The organism is Bifidobacterium sp. ESL0825, from assembly GCF_052606465.1.
This window is the reverse complement of record NZ_CP199589.1, coordinates 2,121,078-2,144,772: the sequence shown is the minus strand read 5'-3', so window position 1 is coordinate 2,144,772 and position 23,695 is coordinate 2,121,078. Positions and strand designations below refer to the sequence as shown.

The window sequence follows — 23,695 nt, the reverse complement described above, 5'->3', positions numbered from 1 at the left end:
GCGACGCTTAGTTGCTTGTCAGGAACGCATCAGCCCTGCGGCCTTCATGCCTTTCTCTGCTTGGATCAGCTGGTCCTTGCCAGGCCCAAGATTAGGGAGCCTCATCGTCGTGCTGTCCAAGACGCCGGCCACTTTCAAAGCGGCCTTGGCCATTACCGCCTGCTGCCCTTGGCCGTTCAGAGCCTGAACCAGCGGCGCCAAGGCGGTCGACAACCTCTGCGCCCCTTTCAGGTCGCCTTGATCGAACCGAGTCGCCAAGTCCTGCATAGGGCCGCTGGCCACATGAGCCATGACCGATATGATGCCGACGGCACCCAAGGCCAGGAAGGGCAGGTACAGCCCGTCATCACCGGAATACCAGATCAGCCCCGTCTCCTTGCGCTTGATAGGAACTGCGGCCAGGTCACCAGTGGCATCCTTGACTGCCTCGACATGCGGCAATTCGGCAAGACGACGGTAGGTATCCACAGTCACGTGCAACCCGGTGCGGCCGGGTACATCGTAGAGCACAATGGGACGATCCGCAGACTGGCAGACGGACCTGAAATGCGCTACAACCCCATCCTGGGAGGGTCTGGAGTAGTAAGGCATGACCACCAGGAGCGCATCCGCCCCGGCTTCCTGGGTCATCTCGGCCATACGAACCGTATGGGCCGTATCATTGGAGCCCGCACCCGAGATGACCGGCACGTCCACCGAAGCCTTTACGGCTCGCACCAAATCGACTTTCTCTTCCATGTGGGTGGCCGGAGATTCGCCAGTAGTGCCGTTGACCAGTATGCCGTCGGCCCCATCGGCCACCAGGGTCCGGGCCAGATTGGCGGCAGCCTCGTAATCCACGGATCCGTCATGGTTCATGGGGGTGACCATGGCCGGCACGACCCGCCCGAATGGGGCCTTGTCCAACAGATGGGTTTGGAGCTCAGACATACTTCAACGCTACTTGCAGACGGGGACTCATCACCCTCACGACACCCTTCCCCCACTGTCAGTCTTAGACAAGCAACGTGTGCCGAACCTCCTCAATCCCTGCCCAATCAACAAGAGGGGAAAGAGACGGTCCCCAGTAGCATAAGCCAGATGGCAGAGCCAGCCCGGTCACCCTGCCGCATCCCACGATGTGCGTTCGATCCGTGCCTATAAGCAGAGAGCAGCATCCCGGGGCAAGCTCATTGCTGGTCCTGCACGGCGGTGCTGCCGCGTGCCAGGGCGGCCACCAGGGTCATCAGGTCGAAGATCAGCGCCCAGGCCGCCAGCCACTCGAAGGAGGCGTCACGATCATCGCCCGCGCAATAGTCGATCGCCCACAGGTCCTGCAGAAACCACAAGGCGCCCGCCGCACCCACCGCCACGCACCAGGGCAGGCACGACAGGGGGGAGCCCCCGGACAGCAGGCACAGCATCCACGACGGCACCACACACGACACAGCCGAAGCCGCCCACGCAGCCACACGGCCACGCACCAGATCCGACACAAACCGCAGCCAGGTCACCCCGGCAACCACCAACACGGCCACCGACACGAACACCCAACGCATCACCCCCGGACGCTCGCCAGTCATCGCACCGAACATCACCCCCCAGCAGGGCATCATCGGCATCGTCAGCGCCAGGCACCAGAACCCCGGACGCCCCCCACGGCTCTCGAACCGGCCCAAAAACCACCACATCGCAAAAACCGAGAACAGGCCCGCCAAGCAGAACTGCACAAAACGGTCGCGCATCCACTGCTCATCCCCGTACAGGAACGCCCAGCCCGGCACAAACCCCGCCAGAAAGGCCGCCCCGTACACCGCCAGCTTGCGCACCACGCCGGCACGCGAAAAGGCACGCTCACCCGCAGGCGCATGACGCGCGCACCCCGCCACCCGCGACATGATCGAAGACGCGCTCTGCAGCCAGGACTTCCCTGCAGGAAGCTGCAATGAACCGGAAACACCACCAGCCATCACACACCATCCTCCCGCTCAAAGCATCGAATCCGCCACTCGACCCGCCAGAGCGTTGATTCCGTTCTTATATCAGTGTCGTTCATGCAGGCCTCTTCCCATCCCGCATCGCCGGAGTTCGTCCTACTCCTGCGCAAGCACGGACCCCCAAGACCCGGCCAACGACGAGAAGGGCTTCGAATAACCAAGGCCCTCAGACACCAGCGTCTTCCGCTGACACCGCCTTTATCCTGATTATAGACTCGCCGCTTCAAGGTACGACATCGTCTTTGACCACGGAGGGGACGGACGGATCCAGCCCTCCCCGCGCAGCCGGCATCATCGGCTGGCATCATCGTCATCTTTGGAGGCTCCCAGGAGGGAGGCGATCAGCACGATCAGATCGCACACCAGCGCCCAGGCCGCCAGCCACTCGAAAGCCGCGTCACGATGCGTGCCCGCGCACTTCCCGATCGCCCACATGTCCAGCACGAACCACAAGGCGCCCACGACGCCCACCACGCAGCACCAGAACAAGGACGCGCCAGCCGACCCCGTCACCCTGGCCAGCATCCAGGACGGCACCACACACAACACCACCATCGCCGCCCACGACAAGAACCCGTTGCGCACCAGCCGCATCACCAACGGAAACACCAACACCCCAACAACCACCAACACAGCCACCGACACCAGGACCCACCGGAACACGCCACCAGAGGTACGACCGACAGACCCGAATACGACACCGAACCCCGGAGCGAACGGAAGCGACAACACCACAAACCAAGGCCCCGGACGCCCCCTCCCATCCTCATACCGCCCCAACAGGATCAGAACAGCAAACCCGGAAAACAAAGCAAGCAAACCAGAGTAGGCTATCCAGCCGCGCACCCAATCCTGGTTGTCGTCGTATAGGAAGTACCAGCCGCAGGCGAACGCGGCCACATAGGCCAGCCCGTACAGCACCGTCTTCCACAGGACCCCACCCAAGGAGAACTCAACGGCGCCAAGCCGCGCATGCGGGACGCTCCCGACCACACGCGACATGATCGACGACAGGACAAACGCATCAACCCGATCCCCAGCACCATCCGACACCCCGCCGACACCAACACGCCCACCACTCGACTCAGACATCACCACCACTTATCTTTCACTCTACAGACTTGACAACACGGACCCCAAAGACCCGGCCATCGGCGAGAAAGGCTTCAAATAACCAAGGCCCTCAGACACCGACGTCTTCCGCCCGGCACGGCCTTTATCCTGATTATAGTCCTGACACTTCAAGGCATTTACATCCTCTTTGACCACGGAAACGGGTTCCGCGGGCAGCGGTCCCCTACAGAGGGTCTTCCCGCATCGCGGGAAACGAGTTTCAACCCCCTCGTTGTCGAACGTCGCATATATATAAAGACCGGCAGCTTTTGCAGATGACCACACTCCGCGCCCGAATCCCTTCATGAACAGCAGGGGCATGCCCGTATGCTTGGGTGAAGCCGCCACCAAGGACTTGGCCCCCTCCGCCCTTTTCGAAACCGGCAGGTTCCCTGTCTGGTCACCCTCCAATCCATCCGCAATGACATCCAAGCCGGGGACCTCGGCGTTGGTGGAATCGACCATGAGCAGGTCCACGCCCGGCTGCTCCTCCTCCGGGAAGGCCACGAACAGCAGGGCACAGCCACCAGCAGCGCATCCGCCCCTGCCTCCTGGATCATCTCCACCATACGCACCGTATGCGCCGTGTCATTGGACCGCACCCGAGATCACCGGCACATCGACAGCATCCACGACGGCACCACACGCGACATGGCCGAAGACGCGCTCTCCAGCCAGGACCCCCCCCCACAGGAAGCCGCAAGGAGCCGGAAACACCAACAGCCATCACACACCACTTCCCAGGCCAGAGGATGGGGAACCGCTCCACGATCCCGTCGCCCCTTCCCGGTCAAGCTCCTCGATTATGAAGTCGGAATCAGCAAGAGAGAAAGCGCCCGAGGGGCCGACAGGCGCAGTTTCACCAGGGGCGAGCAGACGGCCGGACACCCTGGTTCCATTGGAGGAATGCCGGTCTGTTATCTCGAACCCTCCACCAGGAAGGCGGCTGATTTGCGCATGTATCCTGCTGACGTTCATGTTGCCGCCCATATGGATGTCAGCCTGGGCGGATCTGCCTATGGTGGCCGTATCCTGACTGCAATCCACCCGGTATCCATCCCTGATTCTGGTGACACGGAAGCAGGTCCTCCTACTCATGTTGAGGCTGGCCGGCCCCTCATCGCCGGAAACGCCGGGGGCTTCATCCGCCCCACGTATATCCCGGTCTGGATGAGGGGACGTACCCAGAACGGTGTCCCCATCATTGCCCTCATCCGAAAGTCGAATTCTCGGATTGCCATCCGATTCCAAAGCCCGATCCCCAGAGGGAGCCTCCGTGGTAGCTCCCTCCTCCGGCAGCTTGAGAATCGTTTCCGAGTAGTACTCATCTTCATCGCCATGGGATTCACCCGCATGATCCCCGGTTGGATCCGCGCCGGATGGGCCCGTCCCGGCACCAACCTGGCTCCGAGCTTCAGAGCCCGAGGACTCGGCGCTGGCGCCATCACCCCCCGGCAGGGTCCGGAATCTGCCCGCCGGGAGGATCGATGCCAGCATGGCATGGTAGGCATCCGCATCGAACTCCTTGCTTGTTTGCACGAACGCCTCAACCGACCGAGACCACTCCGGATGCCCAAAAGTGCCAGTATCGACCTTGCTGAGTCTGAAAAGCAGGGAAAGGGGACTGGCATCGAAGCGGGGCCCATCGATGATGGGAACCTGTATCAATCGCGGAACCGTGTCATCACCGGCAAAGTACATATAATCCTGATGCCAGAGCACCGTCTGCAGAACTGCGCGCTCCTCTGCGCACACCTGCGCCACATCCCCTATGGCCTGCAGGACCCCGGCATACCGATCAGCGGCCATGCCATGCCGCAGAACACGGTCCAGGGATGTGGCTCCGGTCAAATCATAGTAGAACCTGGCTTCTCGCAAATCCCCCTCATAAGTGAAGGGAACCAGGTAATCCACATACCTTCCCGAAAGCAGAACCTGAGCCAGCGCCAGGTCAGGCATTTCACCCCGGGTGGGTTTTACCGCCAGCGTGCATGCCCCGGCAGCACGATCACGCCTGACCCTGCACTTCACCCTAGCTCATCCTTATCTTCGACAGCTGCTCCCGGGCAAAGCCAAGGAAACCTTCCGAACCCGCCATGGCATACTTCATCAGGCGATCGAACTGGTCATCATCCATACCACCCTGGCAGTTCACCACGAACAACGTGTGGAAGACCAGGCCTTTCTCGGAACTCTGCAGATAGGCGCCCGGCCCCTCATAGTACCGGTTCCAGGCATTGCAGCAATCCTCAAGCAAATCATGCTGGCCATTCGGATGACTGCCCTGCTCAGTCCCATGAACCACCAGATACTTATCGTGCTCGCCACGTACACTGAAATCGAGCACGATATTCCCCCATAAACCGATCCAGGCCCGCTCATGATATTCGACACGGTAACCTTGGGCATCCAGCCACTGCTGTATTCTCTTCCCGTCAACCACGGATTTCATCGGCTGTTCCATTTGTTCATGCCCCTCTTCCGTATGGTGCATTCGGTATGCGTATGGGATCCGGGCATTGCTCATTCACCCAAGCATAAAGATTCTGTATCAGATAGATGGAATCATCGAGACGCTGTCCCAGTACCTCATCCCGCTCGTCGCACATGATCTGCCCGACTCCCGCTATCCTGACGGCCTGGTTCTGCTCCAAGGAAGGTTCGGTGGCATAGGCCTTGAGATATCCAACCGATCGGTTCCATTCAGTACAGACATTCACCGCATCCCGATACCTGGCGGAGCTGAATCCCCGGCTCCACAGACTTGTGAAACCAATGGAATCCAGACTTTTGCTCATTACAAAAGTAATGCCGCAATCGACCAGCGGCACCAGTACAGGACCGCCGCTGGCATTGACGTACGAGGGTATCCCCCGCTGAGCGAGCAGTCGTATTATGCGGGCAATGGGAGTTGGAAGGCCTTGCAATAATTGCTCATCCACACTCATCCCAGCGGTTCCCTGTCCTTCCACATCCACAGCAGTATCAGTCATTCCAGTCTCCTTATATAAATCCACCCGTGCAAGCTAGTCAGTCCAAGGTCGGGTCATACCCGACTGGTTCACTTCCGCCCCTATTGCCCCGTTGTTAATTGCCCCGTTGTCAAAGGACGGACGGTGATGACGGGAGGGCGTGCACATGATGACCAGCTGAATCACCATCGACACGAGCAGCGGGATGACAGCCAGGAGCAAAGGACCGCCACCTATGGTCAACATTCGAGATTTCACCAGCCCAATCGTAGCTGGAACCATAAGTCCGTACGGAATCAAAGTCAGCCATCCCGGCAGCAATAAATCATGCAGACGCCGCACCTCCAGAGCATACTCTGGCACCACCATGATCAGGTCGAAGACCAGGGGGATGAGAGCCCAAGATCCCCCGCCGCATACCTTACTCAGGCCTTGCTCTACAATTGATAGAACGATGAAGAACACCCATATCTCCTTGCGGCACGATCTGCCCCTTCCCCGGGCAAACAGGTAGAACGGCCGCTGCAGGCATTCTCGCAATGTAGCGTCATACATGGGTTCGAAACCCTTCATCTCTGCCACACGAGGCGGTCTATTTTCAAACAAGGCAATAGCCATGGTCCCTTTCCTTCCATACAACTCGAGCGGCCAACCAGAACAGATTCCGCCGCGACCAACTTCATTATCGACAACCAGCGTAGATTGCATTACGGCTATAGATATCGTTCACGTAAGGCCTTAAGCCCAGTAAAAGCCTGGACGATTCCCTCACCAGCAACGCCCTCATTGGTCCTGTGCGGCGGTGCCGCCGCGATACAGGGCGGCCACAAGGGTCATTAGGTCGAAGATCAGCGCCCAGGCCGCCAGCCACTCGAAAGCCGCGTCACGGTCGTCGCCCGCGCAATAGTCGATCGCCCACAGGTCCTGCAGAAACCACAAGGCTCCGGTTGCGCCCACCGCCACGCACCAGGGCAGGCACGACAGGGGGGAGCCCCCGGACAGCAGGCACAGCATCCACGACGGCAGCACACACGACACAGCCGAAGCCGCCCACGCAGCCACACGGCCACGCACCCGATCCGACACAAACCGCAGCCAGGTCACCCCGGCAACCACCAGCACAGCCACCGACACGAACACCCAACGCATCACCCCCGGACGCTCGCCAGTCATCGCACCGAACATCACCCCCCAGCAGGGCATCATCGGCATCGTCAGCGCCAGGCACCAGAACCCCGGACGCCCCCCACGGCTCTCGAACCGGCCCAAAAACCACCACATCGCAAAAACCGAGAACAGGCCCGCCAAGCAGAACTGTATACAACGGTCGCGCACCCACTGCTCCTCCTGGTCGTACAGGAACGCCCAGCCCGGCACGAACCCCGCCAGGAAGGCCGCCCCGTACACCGCCAGCTTGCGCACCACGCCGGCACGCGAAAAGGCACGCTCCCCCGCAGGCGCATGACGCGCGCACCCCGCCACCCGCGACATGACCGAAGACGCGCTCTGCAGCCAGGACCTCCCCGCAGGAAGCCGCAAGGAACCGGAAACACCAGCCATCACACACCACCCTCCCGCTCAAAGCCTCGAATCCGCCACTTCGCCCGCCAGGCCAAGGACCGGCACAGCCGGGGCAAGCTCATTGTTGGTCCTGCACGGCGGTGCTGCCGCGTGCCAGGGCGGCCACCAGGGTCATCAGGTCGAAGATCAGCGCCCAGGCCGCCAGCCACTCGAAAGCCGCGTCACGGTCGTCGCCCGCGCAATAGTCGATCGCCCACAGGTCCTGCAGAAACCACAAGGCTCCGGTTGCGCCCACCGCCACGCACCAGGGCAGGCACGACAGGGGGGAGCCCCCGGACAGCAGGCACAGCATCCACGACGGCAGCACACACGACACAGCCGAAGCCGCCCACGCAGCCACACGGCCACGCACCCGATCCGACACGAACCGCAGCCAGGTCACCCCGGCAACCACCAGCACAGCCACCGACACGAACACCCAACGCATCACCCCCGGACGCTCGCCGGTAATCGCACCGAACGCCACCCCCCAGCAGGGCATCAGCGGCATCGTCAAAGCCAGGCACCAGAACCCCGGACGCCCCCCACGGCCCTCGAACCGGCTCAAAAACCACGCCATCGCAAAAATGGAGAACAGGCCCGCCAGGCAGAACTGCGCACAACGGTCGCGCACCCACTGCTCCTCCTGGTCGTACAGGAAGGCCCAGCCCGGCACAAACCCCGCCAGGAAGGCCGCCCCGTACACCGCCAGCTTGCGCACCACGCCGGCACGCGAAAAGGCACGCTCCCCCGCAGGCGCATGACGCGCGCACCCCGCCACCCGCGACATGATCGAAGACGCGCTCTGCAGCCAGGAGCTCCCCGCAGGAAGCCGCAAGGAACCGGAAACACCAACAGCCATCACACACCACCCTCCTGCTCAAAGCCTCGAATCCGCAACTTCGCCCGCCAGGCCAAGGACAGGCAAAGCCGGGGCAAGCAGGCCGGCCCACTCCGTCAGGCCGGCCCCGAATCCAGTCTTGCCCTCAGCCTTATGGTCTTCGATACGCTTTTCTGCATCAATCAAATCCTTGAGCACATCCTTCATGGAGTCTTTACGCAAAGCCTCGCGGCTTGCATCCAGCCCATACCGCTTTATCGTCGCAACATCCGCCGGGTTGAAAACCCCGTACAGATCGCTTTTCTCCAGTATCCATTTCCAATCATGCGGCAATAAGCCCCTTATCTGATAATCATTGAATATGCGGGTCGCTTTTTCCGGTCCATCGACAAGGGCCTTAAAGAGATCCAAAATCTTCTCCGCGGGCTGCTTGGCAAAGCCACTATTCTCAAGTAATTCATAATTACTCGTTTTCATTGCGGTCGAAAAATCCGTGACCATGCCGGAATTATGGCCGTACGAATTCAACCCGCCGATCACCCGTTGATACATAGGCAATTCCTTTGAATTAGCGAAAAACCGCACCCCGGCAGCGCTTTCTTTCACTAAACCGCTCGTAGCCGAAAACCCCAATGAAGCAGCACCAAGCAATAACTGTACAAAGTTTTCATCTCCGCGGGTAAAAGCCAGAAAATCATTTGCAAAGCCTACGGCTGCAAAAGCAAAAGCAAGCAGGCCGAGTATGCCCCCAGGCCCCAATAGCAGCATCGCTGCGCCGACAACATAGCCGGCGACCTCCGCGACTTTGACGATCGTCCGCCAGGTATCGCTGTAATAGACACGATCGAACACCGAGACGGGCGGCAAATCGTCCAGGGCCCCGTTCAGCCCGTGAACAGCGATGTCGGCGCCGTTATTGTACTCGTCGCCAGCCTTGAGAACATCACGACGGGCTGCGTTATACGATCCCTGCGCACTGTCCAACTGTCTGCGGAAGGAAGCCACCTGCCCCTGGGCGGTGTCGGCACGGCTCTGCGCCCGTCGCATATCTGCATCATCGACATCCGCACCCAGCGTACGCTTCCCCTGCAGCAGATCCTTGTAGGCATTGGCCTTCAACGCGTCGATGCGCGCACCATCCAGCTGTGACTGCGCATTGGAGACATCGTTCTTAGCATCCACCGCCCGATGATAGGCATTGGCGGCCCTGTGCTGGCAATCCTCCATGCAGGCGGACCACGAATCCAGGGTTTTATAAGTCGTATTCAATCCATTCGATAAGCTGGAAAGATTGCTGGGGAAATCGTCCAGCTTGGAGATAAACTTGTCCGCCGCTTTGCCAACGAATACCGATCCACTGTCGTGAACGGACCTGATTCGGCTCACACCATCTTTCAGGGAATCCACTGTTGAAGACTTCAACCTTGCCTTGGCGGCACATTGCCTGACCCTTGCCGGATCCCCGGGCACAGGATCCATGTATAACTCGATCTCGGACCAGTCAAGACTCAAACTCATCTGTCATCGCCCCTCTCAATCCATACCGACAATGTACCGGTAATCAAATCGAACAATTCAAATAACTGGTCCTCCACATCAGAGGAAAAGGTGAATCCCATCACCATGACCACGCGGCCTCCAAAAGGAACAAAAGTCTGCAGGACCGAATACTTGAGAGATCGGGAACCCTCGCCCGGATGCAAGGTGCGATGCCCGTAAACCCGCACCGCCCTTCCCGCCTGTGGCAGATTGATCATCGAAACATCCGACTCGTCATCACCATCCGAATCCTCATCATTCTCATGCACGGTGGCAGATATCGCCTCGAAAACAGATTCGTCGTCGTGATGAGGAGGCTCGGGAAGAATCGAGACGGTTATCGCAGCGTCCAGAATCCCATCGGCAGTGGGCTGCGCCATTGCGGCCCCATACCGCACACCTTTCGCCCAAGAGGATGTGAGCTCATGGTAGAGGCTGTTCTCTATCACTTTCCTTTTGCCCGCCAAAGCTGGTATCTGTTCCACCGCCCTTTGGGCCTGGGCGCGCGCGTAATCCCGCCTCCCCTTTCCGGTAAGGTCCAATCGCTCCCAATCATCAGGGATCGCCATGCTGAAGTGGATGTCTTGGTCAGCCACGATGCACCGCCTGAGCATTCGAGCTGGAACTGAGCATCTGACCAGCCTGGTCCCCTATCCTGTTGTCCGCATCGCGGAACTCCTTGACCACACTGTCAAGCATCGATCCAAGGTCACCCGCTTTCCTGGAGTATTTACGGCTCAGTGTATGCAAACGGGTTATGCAATCAGCATATGCCTTACTCACTCCAGGATGGCCCATGCAATCCGAATCGGCTTCAGCTCCCGTAAAATCACCAATCGTCTGTTCGATATTCTTCAGGACCCTAGAAGCACTACTGAGTTCATCATACGAAATTTCGAGATCGCCAGCCATGATCAATTACTCCTTTCAACTTTTGCGCTGAGACTACCGAACCTGATCACATCGTTTTCAGACAACCCGGTCCGTTTCTTTGCCTGTAATTGCATATACGTCTCGCCGGAACGGACGAAAGTGCCATTCGCCGACCCCAGATCCATGACCCATACCTGGCCAATGGGTGTTGTTCCAAATTCAAAGTGCCTTCGGGAAGTCTGATGCGAAGGATCTTCGACAACTACATAAGCGGCATAGTGTTCACCCGGCTGTTCCGGCATCCGCCCCACGACACTACGTCCTTGACAGGGCACCCGCTGCCCATCGGAAAAAACCAACTGATACGATTCCGCTTGACGGCCGGTACTATCCCCAACCGACCGTGGTTTCAGGGCCTTATCGTGCAAATCCCACCCGTTGACGAAGGACGGCTGCTGAATCGGCGGGAGCACAGGAATCTCCGCAGAGACCCTTGCCGGCTGCAGGGATTGCGCCAGCCCTTGTTTCTTCCTATGCCCGTTCATCTCTTCAAACCCCCAGCGTTGCTGAAACTATAGGGGACGCTCGATTGTCCGTCCAACTTCGGGAACTGGATAGAGACAGTTTGCATACCGAGCTTCGCGATTCCACGTCCTTGAGGCATCTCGGATTTGAAAAGAGACCGTTTTACCCTTGCCCCTATCAGATCCGCATATATCATATCCTCGGGCCTGATCAGCACGCCCTGCTTGATCTTCTTCATGGAAGACCCCCAGTTCCCGAAGCCCTGGGGGAAGTCGATGATATCTCCAGCAAAGATGCATGAGGCGTCACTCTTCGATAATGATCCGACCAGGTTCTGCATCCACTCACTGGCGGGAATCTCCTTGAGCAGCTGACAGTCATCGAACACCAGAAGATTGCCTTTGAATCCCGTTTCGGTGTTGCTTTCCAGAGCCTTCTCGTCGCCATTGCGCGCATATGGTTCAAGATTCTCCTGGGTCAGGTCCGCAGGGGTCGTGAACAAGCGCACGACTCCGGGCACCCCCTCGAAACGCCTCAGGGCATTGTCCTTAGGGGCCGCGATGACCAGATGATACCCAGCGGACAACGCCATGTTGGCCAACCAAATCAGCAATGTCGTCTTGCCGCTCTGCATGCCGCCGAAGACCGGAAGAATCGGCGTTGCCACCGGATCATAGGCAATAAGATCGTTGTCTTCGCCGCCGATGCCCAAAGGCAACAAACCATTGTCCAGGGACCCGGATTCCTTGACCAAGGCGTATACCTGATCGAAGGATATCTCATCGGGCAGCTGTTCGACGTTGAAAGGCAGACGGGACCGCGAGAGGCCGGCATCCCTGCCGGTAGCCAGTGCGACACCGGCGGTGCGGATGGCCTCGGATTCCTGTTGGCCCACCTCCCCCCGGCGAATCTGCGCAATCTGAATCTCGGCATCGTCAACGGATTGGTAACCTCGCCCATCCGCCATCTTGTCGGGTACCTCCTTGGCGGGGATTCCGATTTCCGAATAGTCGGTCTTGTCGACCAGCCGCAGCATGATCTTGCTGTCTGCCAGCAGGGTCATCCGTCCGGACAGGAGGGAGCGGTCGCCGGACAGGATGAAATGCACACCGACCGACGGCCCTTCCCGCATCAGGTTCTGCATGCGGGTGATCAGGGAACCACCGTCATAGGATTCGAAGGTGGAGTTATACCCGTCCCATGAATCCAACATGACCAGCATATGCGGCAGGGCCTCTTCCTCATGATCCTGGTCAAGCCCACGATTGAACTCGTCAATATTGCTGTATCCGCCCTTGGAGAGGGTGGCTGACCTGGCCTTGAGCACCCTTTCGACCTTGTTCAGGAGCCGTTCAATTTTCTGCGTTTCGCTGCGCAGGGCCACAACGCCCACATTGGGCAAGGCTGTGAGAGGAGCGAGGCCGCCATTGCCACCATCGATGCAGTAGACCTGGACCTTCGTGGGTGCATACTTTTTGCAGGCGGAGAAAGCTATGGTCCGAAGGGCCGTGGTCTTGCCGCTGCGCGACGTGCCGATGATGAAGAGGTTACCGAAGGTCGCCATATCAAGGAAAACCGTGCTTTGCTTCTGCAGTTTGGGGTAATCCCCGATGGCAAAGGGAACTTGAAGGCCCGCCTGTGCAGCACCATCTTCGCTGTCTGGCAGATCACCCAGACCAATCTCATCGGTCAAGGCAGGCAGCCACGGCTGCCGCTGCTGGGGAATGCCCTCATCCTTGGCCACCTCGCAGATACTCTCGACCAACTTCATAAGGTCGGTTACGCTTACATCTCCTTTGTTTTCTTTCGACTTGGGACGCGCAGGAGCCGGCTGGCCGATCTGGGGGAAGGAAAGCACGCGGACAAAGGGCTTCTCTGTCTTTGTCCCAGCCTTGTCGTTCGGGTCGATATACCTGCCTCCAACCCTGGCGGATTGGAAGGGCACCAAGGAATTCGACCCGAGCCTCACCACGGCCCTGCCCGGCGTGGACTTGCTGATCAGCGATGCATCCTTGGCATCGATCACATCCTGGCTCTCGCTGTCGTCCGTCATGCGCAGGGCTATACGAAGGTTGGTGTTGGCCCTGATTTCCGGCGAGACCACACCTCCTGGACGCTGAGTCGCCAGCAGAAGGTGGATGCCCAATGACCTGCCCCTTTGCGCAATGTTCACCAGGCCGGTGACAAAGTCGGGAAGCTCCCTGGCCAGGGAAGCGAACTCGTCGATAATGATCAGCAGACGGGGAATCTCCGTCAGATCAGGGCGGAGCTCCCGGAAGTCCATGTAATCGTCAAGGTCCTTGGCACCGGCAAGCGCCAGAAGATGTTCGCGGTAGTTCAGTTCCGCGCCAAGCGAGACCAGAGCCCTGGTAACCAAATGGTTGTCCAGATCCGTGACCATTCCGACCGTGTGGGGGAGCTTGACGCAGTCCTTGAACGCCGCACCACCCTTGTAATCGACGAGCACGAAGTTCAGCGATTCCGGCCTATTCGCCACGGCCAGCGAAGCCACCAGGGACTGGAGCAGCTCCGACTTGCCCGAGCCGGTTGTACCGGCTATCAACCCATGGGGCCCGTCCTTGGCGATGTCAAGGCCGAAGGGGCCGTCGACCGATTCACCGATCGTGCAGAAGGTCGAGCGGGGTTGCAGGGCCCATCGGGCTTCGATCTCTTCAGGAGTCGGCGTCAGCTTCAGCAGGTCCAGGAGTCTGCTCTGCGAGGGAATGGCTGACTGGCTCTCATCAGGGCTGCCGTCCTCCAAAGGCGCGAGGGACAGCGAAAGGGCATCAAGCCATTGCTGTGTGACCAGGTCGGGCATGATGTCATTGACATCATCAGAGACATTGCTGCGGATCTTCAGCTGGCCAGCCTCCCCTGTCACCACGGTCTGGCATTCCTCAGGCAGGAGCCTCTCATCGATCTCCACGCACAGCATGTACATGCCGACAAGGGGCCCTTCCTTGAGGAGTCTGATGGTGCCAGGCATGGATCTGAGCACATGTGCATGCTCCATCACCACAACCACCGATGGCCCAGCCCACTTCTGCATGGACTGGGAATGCATCAGCTCCTTGCGATCGTCCAGCATGGCGATGAGTTCCGAAATCCTCATCGCTATGTCTTCGATGCCGGTAGCCAATGTGCGTACTGCATTCTGCCCTTGCTGCGGAACCAGCTGCGGGAGCCATTGGGCGAAGGACCAATCAATCTGCGCTGGTATGGGAGCAGGCCGACCCCCTTCTTGTTGCTTTCTGGACCTGGGCGAAAGCAGATATATCGACAAGTCCCGGTCTGAGTGCAGAGCTGCCATTTGAGCGACAATCCACTGCACTGTCGGGAAGATGACTGCTTGCTCACCTGTGCACCCCAGGCAGCCGGCGGCCGGCAAATTCACAACGACAGGGAAATGATGGAGCTGCCATGTCTTGACACGCTCGAATTCAAGGTTATCGGGCATTTCCATGGATACATGCGACTTGACATCTCCCGTGCCTATGCGCAATCCAAGCCATGAGTCGTCCGTGGCCCTTCTGTTCCATAGCTGTGCACTATGACTGGCGCAAAGATCAAGCAAGGCTGTAGGATCAGGATATTCGGCCCGAACATCACTGACTTCCTCTTCAAGCGCATGCTTGGCCTGCTCCTTGATGCGGTCCCGGCTCTGCTCGTAACGTTTGACCTGCGCCTTGTATTTCTTCCTCATGCCGTTATTGCCGGAGAAATACGAAGCTATCATCATCACCGGTGACATGATGCCAAAAGCCAGATAAGAATAATTCTTCAGAATGACCGCCATGCCCACGGACATGGCAAATGGTAACAAGGTCGACAAAATCGGTATAGGGGCCTTGTCAGGACGGGTCGGGGAGCCGGGAAGCGTATATCGTCTGTTTCGTACTTCATTCCTGATCTTCGGCGGCCGGGTATACAGCCAGTGCCCCGGGCTGTCTTCCTTATCGACTGGCACGGAATCCGGATGCCCCTTGGTCACGCTGATGATACATTCGGGAAGCACAAGCTCCTGTCCATAGTCCAGCTCGGTCGGTTCTATCAGCTCATGCCCGTCCAGCCAGACATCGGAGTGCAATTGCCGCTTGGGCTTTCGCAGGAAGCCGGCTTTCACCACTGCACCTTCGCGTATGTTTGGCACCACCGTCAAATGGCCATCCGGATGAACGTCAAGAAGAAAATCAGCGCTGATCGACACTTTTTCAGGATCCATCAGGGAACTTATCCTCAAGATACCTGGAAGTACGTCATATATAGCACCTGCATTGAACCCACTGAGAAAGCGCAGCTGAACCGCTGCTGGGTCATCAACCGAGCGAACCCGCGGGTCGATAATCGTCGCCCCCTCACACAGCAAGGAAATCCATGATCCTTCATGCAGACCTACCTGGTCAATACTCAGACGCGGGTCCACCCGGCGCCCGTCGATACCGACATCGACCTTCCTGCCTGTTGCTCCCTCTGTGAATCCGGCCAGAGAGGGAAGCAGGTCAGCCAACGACGAGTCTCCCGGCACATCAAAGTAGGCCGTAAACCGAGACTGCGACTGAGCATCATGAATATTGACAAGGCCTTTCATGGCTCACAGCTCCTGCCTGCCAAATGGATTGCGCCTATAGGCCATTGCCGCATGGTGCCTGACAATCAGAGCCGCAAGGACGATGGCCGCCAGTGCCATAAGGATTCCGAGGCAGATGACCAGCACAAAAAGCAACCCGTTCTCACGTATGTATTGCCACCAGTCCGAAGCGACGACCACATCCTGATAGGTAATCAAGGATGTGTTGCCCGCCGCATCTTCGGTCCTGACTGTCACCGTGTGCCTATGAGCATCCGCCGGCAGATTAATGGACTGCGCGCCTCTGAGGAGCTCATCGCCAGACCACCGCCCCTGTGTCCTGCCATCCACATCAATCCGGGCGGAGTGTACTTTCATGTTATCCTTGGCATCTATGCCCACACCATGCCGTTGCCCGTAGTACACTCTGTTGGAGGCAATGCCCAGAGCTGAGACTGTTGGAGCTTGCGAATCCACTGCGAAGTTCACCGAGGCATCCCCCTTGCGCTTCGCATCCTTGTGCTGCATGGTATTCTCTGACAGATTCCCTGCTCGATCAGTGGATGTGAGCATCAGGCGGTAGTAGCCGTCGCCCTTAAATAACCTGGCAGGAATTTCATAGGTTCGTTTGCTCCATCCGCTGTCGCTATCGTCGACAATCCGATAATCGGATCCGGGAACAGCATGGATGCTTCCGTCCTTGGCCAACCTGATGGCTGACTTACCCAAATCAATGCCGCTGACATTCAGCTCGGTGACTTCGATAGGCACCGCCTTCTTCAAATATGCACCCCTGACCGAGGACGTTCCCGCTGAAAACAGGTAGGTCGAGCCGAACCTGTTAACCGAGAAGGTCTTGCTCACAGATGTGGAATTACCGGCCATGTCTTCGCTTGTTGCAGTCAGCGTGTACACATCGTCGTTTGCTACCTTGCGCTTGAAATCAGGAATATCGACCGTTCGGGTGTTATCTTCCTCATGCTCGTTCGGGTCCAAGTCTGCGGATTTGACCTTGCCCCGCCTGTCCCCGACAAGCGCATAGGTCGTTCGGCTCTGATCCATATTCGTGTCAGCGACCTGTATTCGTGGCGCCACCGTGCCCGCATAGGCTGTCTTGTCCTCCACTTTTTCGATATGAAGATCGGGCTTGGTCATATCGATGACGAATTCCGGCTCCTTCACCGCCTCCGCAGTGTTTCCGGCCAGATCAGTGGCATTGGCCTCGAGCGTGTAATGGTACTCACCCTTGAACGATACCTGCTGGACCAGGGTGTACTCCTTGGGGTCTCCTGCATACGACCATCCATCACCCGAAGATGCCGGAACCTCATGGCCGGCGTCGTCCTTGGCCGATGTTGTTACCGTCGATTCCCCCCTGCTGAAATTACGCTCCACCAACTCGATGGTGGCCACCCGGGGGGCCTTATAGTACATGCCATTTTTAGAGTCATTGTTGTCGAATTTCAGAGAGAGCACCGGCCTGGTTGTATCGATGACGAATTCGTCATGGAATGCAACCGCTTGGTGCTCGCCCGGGTCGGTCAACGAGGCATCGACGGTCCAATCTCCATCGCTCTCACAGACCAGCTTTGCCAGATAAGTGTGCTTATCGCCGCTTGGGTTGGAAAAATCCTTGGCGGCAAGCCGGGCCTTGCGACCATCAACACTTGATTCGACGATGATGCGCCCGCCGTCCTTCGCACTTATGAAATCAAAGTTCGACTCGTCAACAACAACGGTGGCCACCCTATTGGCCTTGTAATACTTGCCGTTTCTGACATCATTGTTGTCATAGGTCACAGTGATCTTCGGACCGGCAAGATCGAGGGCAGCCCCCGTATATCCCTGGGTATCGTTGACTATGTCGCTTCGATCGCCGCCATATGAATTCAGCGCATGAGTCGATGAGGGGTTGCCGGCTAAATCCTTGACGGCTATCGATGTGGTATCAAACCTGAGACGCTGACTGTCGGCGTTCATGTCGAAAGCAATGACCTCATCAGATTCGAATCGCAAGGTGGATTCAGGGGTCTGCGCATCCTTAGGGGCCAGCCAGGGGTCATACCCAAGCATAGGAGTCGCCTCATCCCCCTGGTAGTCCGTAAAGGACGCACTCTTCTCATCCACACCGGAAACCTCGTCTTTAACACCGTCCAGGGACACATGCAGGGGCGATGTAGGGAATATCCATTGCCAATGATGGGGGGTGGTCGCCGATAAGTGAAGACTGCCCAGCTGGGGACCTGTATAGTCAATGACGAATTTACGCTGGGCGGTAGCGAACCGGCTGCTGTCGCACTGCAGGCCGGCATAGGAAAGCGTCAACTCATAAACCCCCTCATGGGGACTCTTCTGGTTGGCGGAAGAACGGGGAACCCGATATCCTCGGAACACCCAGGTGTCCGGACTCGCTGAGTCAGGAACCCAGGCATCAGGTTCGAACGACACTGCAGGGAATGCTGTCGGAGCGGCCGGGCTGACGGAGCCATGGAAGAAATTCTTATTGCTCTCGTCGCCGACAGACTGATATAGTGGGAACCACCTGTCTTTCACTTTGAAGTCGACAAGCGCTTCGCCTCTGAAGTAGTATGCAGGATTTGTAGAAGCGGGATTGGACTCGGCCTGTCTAAGTATTATCTCGGCCGTCCTCTGATTCTGAGGGTTGTCGATCACCAGGGCATCGTAGGCTTCATTGAAACCTCCGGCATCAGGATACTTGTTGACCAACTTGTCAAGGCTGATTTTCAGCACATTCCGCGCCCGGTCACCATCACCGCTATTGACCGGATGCTCTGCCCAATCAGCAACAGTCAGCACGATTTTCGACAGATCGTATAAACCTTCGTCTTTCAAATCGATCTTGACCCAGCCGGATTCATCCACCGGTACGGTCATGTTCCTTGCAGCAGAATCGCCTATGGCATTGCCCTGCAAATCGGTTGGAGCAGGCATGGAAATCTGGATCGTGCCATGACAGGTGCCCGCAGCGCAATCCCCGGCAATACCTGATGCTCCCTCCTGGGAGGCTCCCGGGACTTCATCAGCACCCCTCTGCTCCTTTGGCAGGAGATCCTGAACCCTGAACCGGATATGATTTTCACCCGGACTGGTCACAATGGTCTTATGGGAACCCTTGACAGGGAATCTACGGATTATCTTCAATCCGTCACCACGCGGACCCTCAAATCCATCTGCCACAGGAGCGCTGGTATCTATACCAAACTGAGTCCTTGAGGAAGTGAACCAAGCAGGCATAATATCCGCATTGAGCACAAAGGTGTATTTACCGTTGGTCGGATAGGACCCGCTGGCTCCATTGATCTGCTCGACACTGTCGGCACAGGCCAGACTCCACGTCCAGTTTTCGTCGCGATCCTCGGTTATGTTGGGTTCCTCCACCTTGCAGGCCGTCTTGGCCTCGTTGGGCCCATTTGGCATATCATCGCGCCAATACTTCAATACGCCGACATTTCTGCGGGGATCACTGGCCAGCTTACGGAAGTAGTAGGCCAAATACTGGTCTTTGGTCTGCACGGCCAAGCGGACATCTGAATTGAAATAATACCTGTCCAGTCCACTGCCAGAGGGGGCAGGAGGCACAGCGCCTGGCTTCTGGGGGGCGTCGGAGGAACGACTCGCAACCGCAATCCTGGGCTCCCCGAGTGTTTCATAGCTGACATCAATCAGAAGTTTTCCAATCATTGCATCCGTGTTAGGAGCCTGGGAGCGATCCGTCTGTCCGCTTTTAAGTGGGAAGAAGTCATCTTCATTGCCAGCTTTATCAACGACTTTGGCCTTTATGACGCTGAAATCGTAATATCCGGAGGATCGGAAATCCACATCATAGTATTCGCCCTGTTCGTCAGAACCTGTGGAGATGGAGTAATCACAGCCGCCATCTTCCCGAACACCAGTGTCAGCAGAGCACTGCTTCAATGGAACCGGAGTCCGGGAATTACCTTGACTGTCGACACCGTCATAACGGCTCCCTTCCAGTATGAGCCTTGCCAAGCCGGAAGCAGAGGAATCACTGCGACCATCATTCCTGATTCGCGGCGGGTAGACTTGGTTGCCACTCGGATCGACGATTGGTCTTGATGGAAGAATATCCTTGGCCCTCAGCCTGATGACGCGATCCCTGAAGGCCATGACTCCGTCGGAAACGGGGAAATCAACATCTCCAGGGTGTGATTCAAGACCGTGGGACAAATAGCTGGCTGAGGTCAGCATAGGCTTTTCAGTGTCATAAATGAATGAAAGGTAGTTGTGATCCTGCCCGGTATCCGTTGGATGCAGATAGCGGGCGAGCTCCTCTTGGGGGCGGGCCTCATAACGGGCATTGGAATTGTATGGCAGCCTGTTCATATCAGCTACACATGATTGATTGAGCACCTTCCAGACCCCTGAGTGATCCCCATGGCCCTTGTCGATTTTGGCATCTCTTTGCGAGTATGAGGTGTGGCGCCCACAAGAGAAGCTAGCAGGAGGAAGATGATTGGGGTCATCGGCCTGGTTATGCTGAGGAATCCGACTTATGGTCATGGGAGCAAAATCGGCATTGGAATTGGCCCTTTTGTAGTTGTTGAAGGCAATGTTGACTATACGGTCCAGCCACGGGTCGCGTGACGAAAGAGATACTGTGTCAACTTTGCTGAAATAGCCAGAAAGCGGGTCGGCCGTCGGAGCTCCGGATACCCATAGTCTGAGGCTTCTGTCAGATGTTGAATCCACAATTATAGAATCGGGGTGTTGAGCAAAATCGATATCCTTACCTTCGCTATCGACGGCAGCCATATCTATAGAACTGAGCGTTTCTGAAAAGTCTCCACTGAGGCTCTCGGCCTTCCCGCCTTCATTGTCCGAGGTTAATGTATAGCTGAATTTCAGCCGACACTCGTCCAACGAATATTCCTGACCTTCGTGGGAGCTACCTCCGCCATCGGTGTATCTAAGCGTGTAGGTCCGGGTGGGCTGTTGTCCGGGATCGTCGCTTTGCAGGACTGGACATGGTCCGCTGCCGGAGAGGCCGATGCCTTCGATTGCCAGCGAGCCATCTTTTGAGGATTGCCAATCGACACCGTCCGCCGAACGCGGAGTAATGGTCAAGGTAACAGAACGCGGCCCTGCGGCAATCCATGTTTTTCCGTCTGTAAGGTCATCTTCGGACTTCATCTGCCGATAAGTCATCGACACGGTTATGCGGTCCTTGGCACTCTTCTTCTCTGCCGCAAAGGCACGGGTGGGGAGCAATAGCTGCCATACGAGCAAGGTGAGACAGAACAGAACTAAAAAACTCATAATGCAGCAAAAGACCTTTATCGCCTTAGTTCTTTTTGCGGACTCCACCATGGTTTCAAAACCTTTCTGCAAGCGTGGTTTGGGCCTCATCATCGCGAGCGCTGGTTTCAGCATGCCCATGGCCGATCAGAGAGGTCTGCTGCTCATCATCATCAACCTCTGATGATTGAGCGCTCACTTGCCCGGATTCCGATGAAGCATCGGTCGAATGCACCACGAATTCGACCGGACGCTCGCGGGAGGAGGCGAAATCCTGACTGTTCCCAACTCCTGGGTTGAAACTCAGATCGCCAGTCTGCAGTTGTGAGCCGGCCATTGCCCATGTGCCTGCCCTGGCTGTGCGCATCTGTTCAATTTCAGTAGCCGCGCTGCGGCCAGTAAGGACATCCCGCACCTGGCGTATATGCAGGACCCTATAGAGCACAATCGCGGCAACCACCAGAACCAGGGCAACCGCCAGAAATACCAGAGCCAGCATTCTCCAGGACCAGGTGCTCATTGCTTATCCCCCTTGATATCCACAAAGGCGTTGTCTATATCGGCATGCACCCGTTTTGAGGATTCATTGGCCTCGTTTTTTCTCTCATCAAGCAACGCAGTCGTAGGGGTTACCGAGGCGGCCAAGGAGATAGACCGATCCGCCAAGGCGTTCATCTGATCCTTGCCGATGCCATCCGCCCTGAACTTCCTTGGAAAGATCTGCAAGGCGTCCAGCGTCAGATTGGCGGCTTCCAATCGAATAACATCATTGCTTTCGTGGCGGGAAGCATCCAGCAATTGTTGCAAACGCCTTGCATACGGCTTGTATTTGCCGGCATCCGATCCCTCATTGATGAGTGGAACGATTTGCGTGTTGAAATCTGCCATGCCTGCGTAGATATCCGCGAGTTCAGCCTTCTTGTAGTCCTTGCTCTTAGCTGCCTCGTGCATCCAAGGAGAGGCCGCTCTGATGCGTTCCATCCTCATTGATTCCTGATCCGTCATAGCGGAACCTGAGGCTGTTTTGGCTTCTTCAGGCACCTTGAAGTAGTACCAATACAGCTTTCCTGTTTCATAACACAATCTCGACCAGTCCTCGGAATGTTTACGCAGAGAATTGCTGTGCTCTGTGATTACAGCATTGAAAGTGCGCTCCTCTTGTGAGTCGAATGCACCGTCTGCCGTATACAAACTGATCAACCCTATATACGGGTCGACAGAATCCGGTTTGATGGAGGCAGCATGGACAAAGTCGTTTTCGGCCCTAGCACTGACCGTTGTCTGAGCGGCTTGGTTCATCCAATAACTGAAGTCGCCATTGCGCGTTCTATACACCATGCCCAGCGAACATGCCGAAAGACCAAAACAGACCGCTGAAGCAATTATGACAGCGATGAACGCGCGCCATTTCTTGGTGAGCGCTTGACGATGAACCTCATCAACCTCTTTGTAATGTCTCAATGCATAAGCCATCTGAGCACTGTTTTGGAATCTTGCCCCAGGGTTTGTCTGAGTCGCGACAGATATGATCTCTTCAAGGCCAGCAGACAGGGAGGGAACAATGTCCTGGATAGGTTTGAATGATCCGGAACGCGGGTGCACACCTGTCAGCAGGTTGTATAGTGTCGCACCCAAAGCATAAATATCGGTACGCTGATCCACGCGACCTGTTTCGCTGAATTGCTCGGGAGCACCATAACCTTGCGTGCCCAACTGCCTGTCATCCCCGATCAGTGAGGACCGGTCGTCATCAGCTCCCATTTCAATGGCAATGCCAAAATCTATTAGTTTGATGGCTCCATTTGGGGTTACCATCACGTTCGATGGCTTCATATCCCGGTAAATGACCGGAGGCTTCCGGCTGTGCAGGTAGTTAAGTGCATCGCATAGCTGGATGCCCCAATCAACTACGCGGTCTTCAGGCTGCGGCCCCTCGTTTTTAAGGATATCCGCGAGCGTCCGGCCCTCCACATAGTCCATGACGACATACAGCGTGCCATGCTCATCGATCAGATCTACAATCCGAGGAATAGCCGGATGGTCCAAGCGCTTGATCATATTGGCTTCAACGGTGATGCTCTTGATAATCATGTCCCGCTTCACGGGATCGGTTACCCGTCTGATCTCCTTAACAGCCCATTGCTTGTTCAATGATGTATCCAGTGCAAGATAGACGGTGGACATTCCGCCCCTGCCTATCTGCGTCAAGATACGATATCTCCCGCCGATTACCGTATTCTCAGCAGCCACATCTCTCTCCAGCCATTGTGCATGTTTCGAGTCATCAATCGACTTCGTAAAAGAAACTGCATTGTTTAGGAATCAGATACGATCCCAATCCCGGCATTAATACGGAATCAAGCCCACACTCAATCCTTAACAATGTTTCTGATTCCTGCGGAGGACGCGTGCACGCGAGCACCTCAGTCTTGCAATCCAGGCTCGCTTATAA

19 protein-coding genes and 1 pseudogene are annotated in these 23,695 nt (G+C 57.1%); 1 reads left to right on the top strand and 19 read right to left on the bottom strand.

Annotation, left to right across the window (positions count from 1 at the left end; translation table 11 throughout):
* Positions 1-18: 18 nt before the first annotated feature.
* From dapA to ACUIAG_RS08895, 16 genes and pseudogenes are all read right to left on the bottom strand, one after another.
* Positions 19-930, bottom strand: a complete 912-nt coding sequence (dapA, locus tag ACUIAG_RS08970; RefSeq protein ID WP_445339728.1) for a 4-hydroxy-tetrahydrodipicolinate synthase — start codon at positions 928-930, stop codon at positions 19-21.
* 239 nt (positions 931-1,169) lie between these two features.
* Positions 1,170-1,949 carry a hypothetical protein gene (locus ACUIAG_RS08965; protein ID WP_445339727.1) on the bottom strand — a complete coding sequence of 260 codons (780 nt, stop codon included), beginning with the start codon at positions 1,947-1,949 and terminating at the stop codon, positions 1,170-1,172.
* A 318-nt stretch (positions 1,950-2,267) separates the two neighbouring features.
* Positions 2,268-3,068, bottom strand: a complete 801-nt coding sequence (locus tag ACUIAG_RS08960; RefSeq protein WP_445339726.1) for a hypothetical protein — start codon at positions 3,066-3,068, stop codon at positions 2,268-2,270.
* Between the two features lie 21 nt (positions 3,069-3,089).
* Entirely contained in the window at positions 3,090-3,566 is a 477-nt protein-coding gene (locus ACUIAG_RS08955; RefSeq protein ID WP_445340412.1) for a hypothetical protein, read from the bottom strand.
* A 17-nt stretch (positions 3,567-3,583) separates the two neighbouring features.
* A pseudogene (locus ACUIAG_RS08950) lies at positions 3,584-3,728 on the bottom strand (4-hydroxy-tetrahydrodipicolinate synthase); the annotation flags it as partial.
* 87 nt (positions 3,729-3,815) lie between these two features.
* Complete coding sequence (locus tag ACUIAG_RS08945; RefSeq protein ID WP_445339725.1) at positions 3,816-5,120, bottom strand: FHA domain-containing protein; 1,305 nt, start codon at positions 5,118-5,120, stop codon at positions 3,816-3,818.
* Position 5,121: 1 nt separating this feature from the next.
* Positions 5,122-5,553 carry a type III secretion system chaperone family protein gene (locus tag ACUIAG_RS08940; protein WP_313837697.1) on the bottom strand — a complete coding sequence of 144 codons (432 nt, stop codon included), beginning with the start codon at positions 5,551-5,553 and terminating at the stop codon, positions 5,122-5,124.
* Between the two features lie 4 nt (positions 5,554-5,557).
* Positions 5,558-6,037, bottom strand: a complete 480-nt coding sequence (locus tag ACUIAG_RS08935) for a hypothetical protein (protein WP_445339724.1) — start codon at positions 6,035-6,037, stop codon at positions 5,558-5,560.
* Positions 6,038-6,115: 78 nt separating this feature from the next.
* Positions 6,116-6,679: a DUF805 domain-containing protein gene (locus ACUIAG_RS08930; protein WP_313837700.1), complete on the bottom strand. Its 564-nt coding sequence runs from the start codon at positions 6,677-6,679 to the stop codon at positions 6,116-6,118.
* A gap of 165 nt (positions 6,680-6,844) precedes the next feature.
* Entirely contained in the window at positions 6,845-7,621 is a 777-nt protein-coding gene (locus ACUIAG_RS08925; RefSeq protein ID WP_445339723.1) for a hypothetical protein, read from the bottom strand.
* A gap of 79 nt (positions 7,622-7,700) precedes the next feature.
* Positions 7,701-8,483 (bottom strand): hypothetical protein, encoded by a 783-nt coding sequence (locus ACUIAG_RS08920; RefSeq protein ID WP_445339722.1) that lies wholly within the window; start codon positions 8,481-8,483, stop codon positions 7,701-7,703.
* A gap of 18 nt (positions 8,484-8,501) precedes the next feature.
* Positions 8,502-9,980, bottom strand: a complete 1,479-nt coding sequence (locus ACUIAG_RS08915; RefSeq protein ID WP_445339721.1) for a putative T7SS-secreted protein — start codon at positions 9,978-9,980, stop codon at positions 8,502-8,504.
* Positions 9,977-10,597 carry a hypothetical protein gene (locus ACUIAG_RS08910; RefSeq protein WP_313837403.1) on the bottom strand — a complete coding sequence of 207 codons (621 nt, stop codon included), beginning with the start codon at positions 10,595-10,597 and terminating at the stop codon, positions 9,977-9,979. Before ACUIAG_RS08910 ends, ACUIAG_RS08915 begins: the two co-directional genes overlap by 4 nt.
* Positions 10,590-10,913, bottom strand: coding sequence for a hypothetical protein (locus ACUIAG_RS08905; protein WP_313837405.1), 324 nt, complete (start codon positions 10,911-10,913; stop codon positions 10,590-10,592). Before ACUIAG_RS08905 ends, ACUIAG_RS08910 begins: the two co-directional genes overlap by 8 nt.
* Before the next feature lie 2 nt (positions 10,914-10,915).
* Entirely contained in the window at positions 10,916-11,176 is a 261-nt protein-coding gene (locus ACUIAG_RS08900) for an FHA domain-containing protein (protein WP_367379052.1), read from the bottom strand.
* A gap of 239 nt (positions 11,177-11,415) precedes the next feature.
* On the bottom strand, positions 11,416-14,511 hold the full coding sequence (locus ACUIAG_RS08895) for an FtsK/SpoIIIE domain-containing protein (RefSeq protein WP_445339720.1): 3,096 nt from the start codon (positions 14,509-14,511) through the stop codon (positions 11,416-11,418).
* Between the two features lie 438 nt (positions 14,512-14,949).
* Between ACUIAG_RS08895 and ACUIAG_RS08890 the strand changes: the two genes are divergently transcribed.
* Complete coding sequence (locus ACUIAG_RS08890) at positions 14,950-15,147, top strand: hypothetical protein (RefSeq protein WP_445339719.1); 198 nt, start codon at positions 14,950-14,952, stop codon at positions 15,145-15,147.
* Positions 15,148-15,990: 843 nt separating this feature from the next.
* Here the strand turns inward: ACUIAG_RS08890 and ACUIAG_RS08885 are convergent.
* From ACUIAG_RS08885 to ACUIAG_RS08875, 3 genes are read right to left on the bottom strand one after another with little or no spacing between them, the layout of a single operon-like run.
* Positions 15,991-21,384 carry an Ig-like domain-containing protein gene (locus ACUIAG_RS08885; protein WP_445339718.1) on the bottom strand — a complete coding sequence of 1,798 codons (5,394 nt, stop codon included), beginning with the start codon at positions 21,382-21,384 and terminating at the stop codon, positions 15,991-15,993.
* Positions 21,320-21,763: a hypothetical protein gene (locus ACUIAG_RS08880; RefSeq protein WP_313837411.1), complete on the bottom strand. Its 444-nt coding sequence runs from the start codon at positions 21,761-21,763 to the stop codon at positions 21,320-21,322. The genes ACUIAG_RS08885 and ACUIAG_RS08880 overlap by 65 nt, the downstream gene beginning before the upstream one ends.
* Positions 21,760-23,493 (bottom strand): serine/threonine protein kinase, encoded by a 1,734-nt coding sequence (locus tag ACUIAG_RS08875; protein ID WP_445339717.1) that lies wholly within the window; start codon positions 23,491-23,493, stop codon positions 21,760-21,762. Before ACUIAG_RS08875 ends, ACUIAG_RS08880 begins: the two co-directional genes overlap by 4 nt.
* Positions 23,494-23,695: the final 202 nt, after the last annotated feature.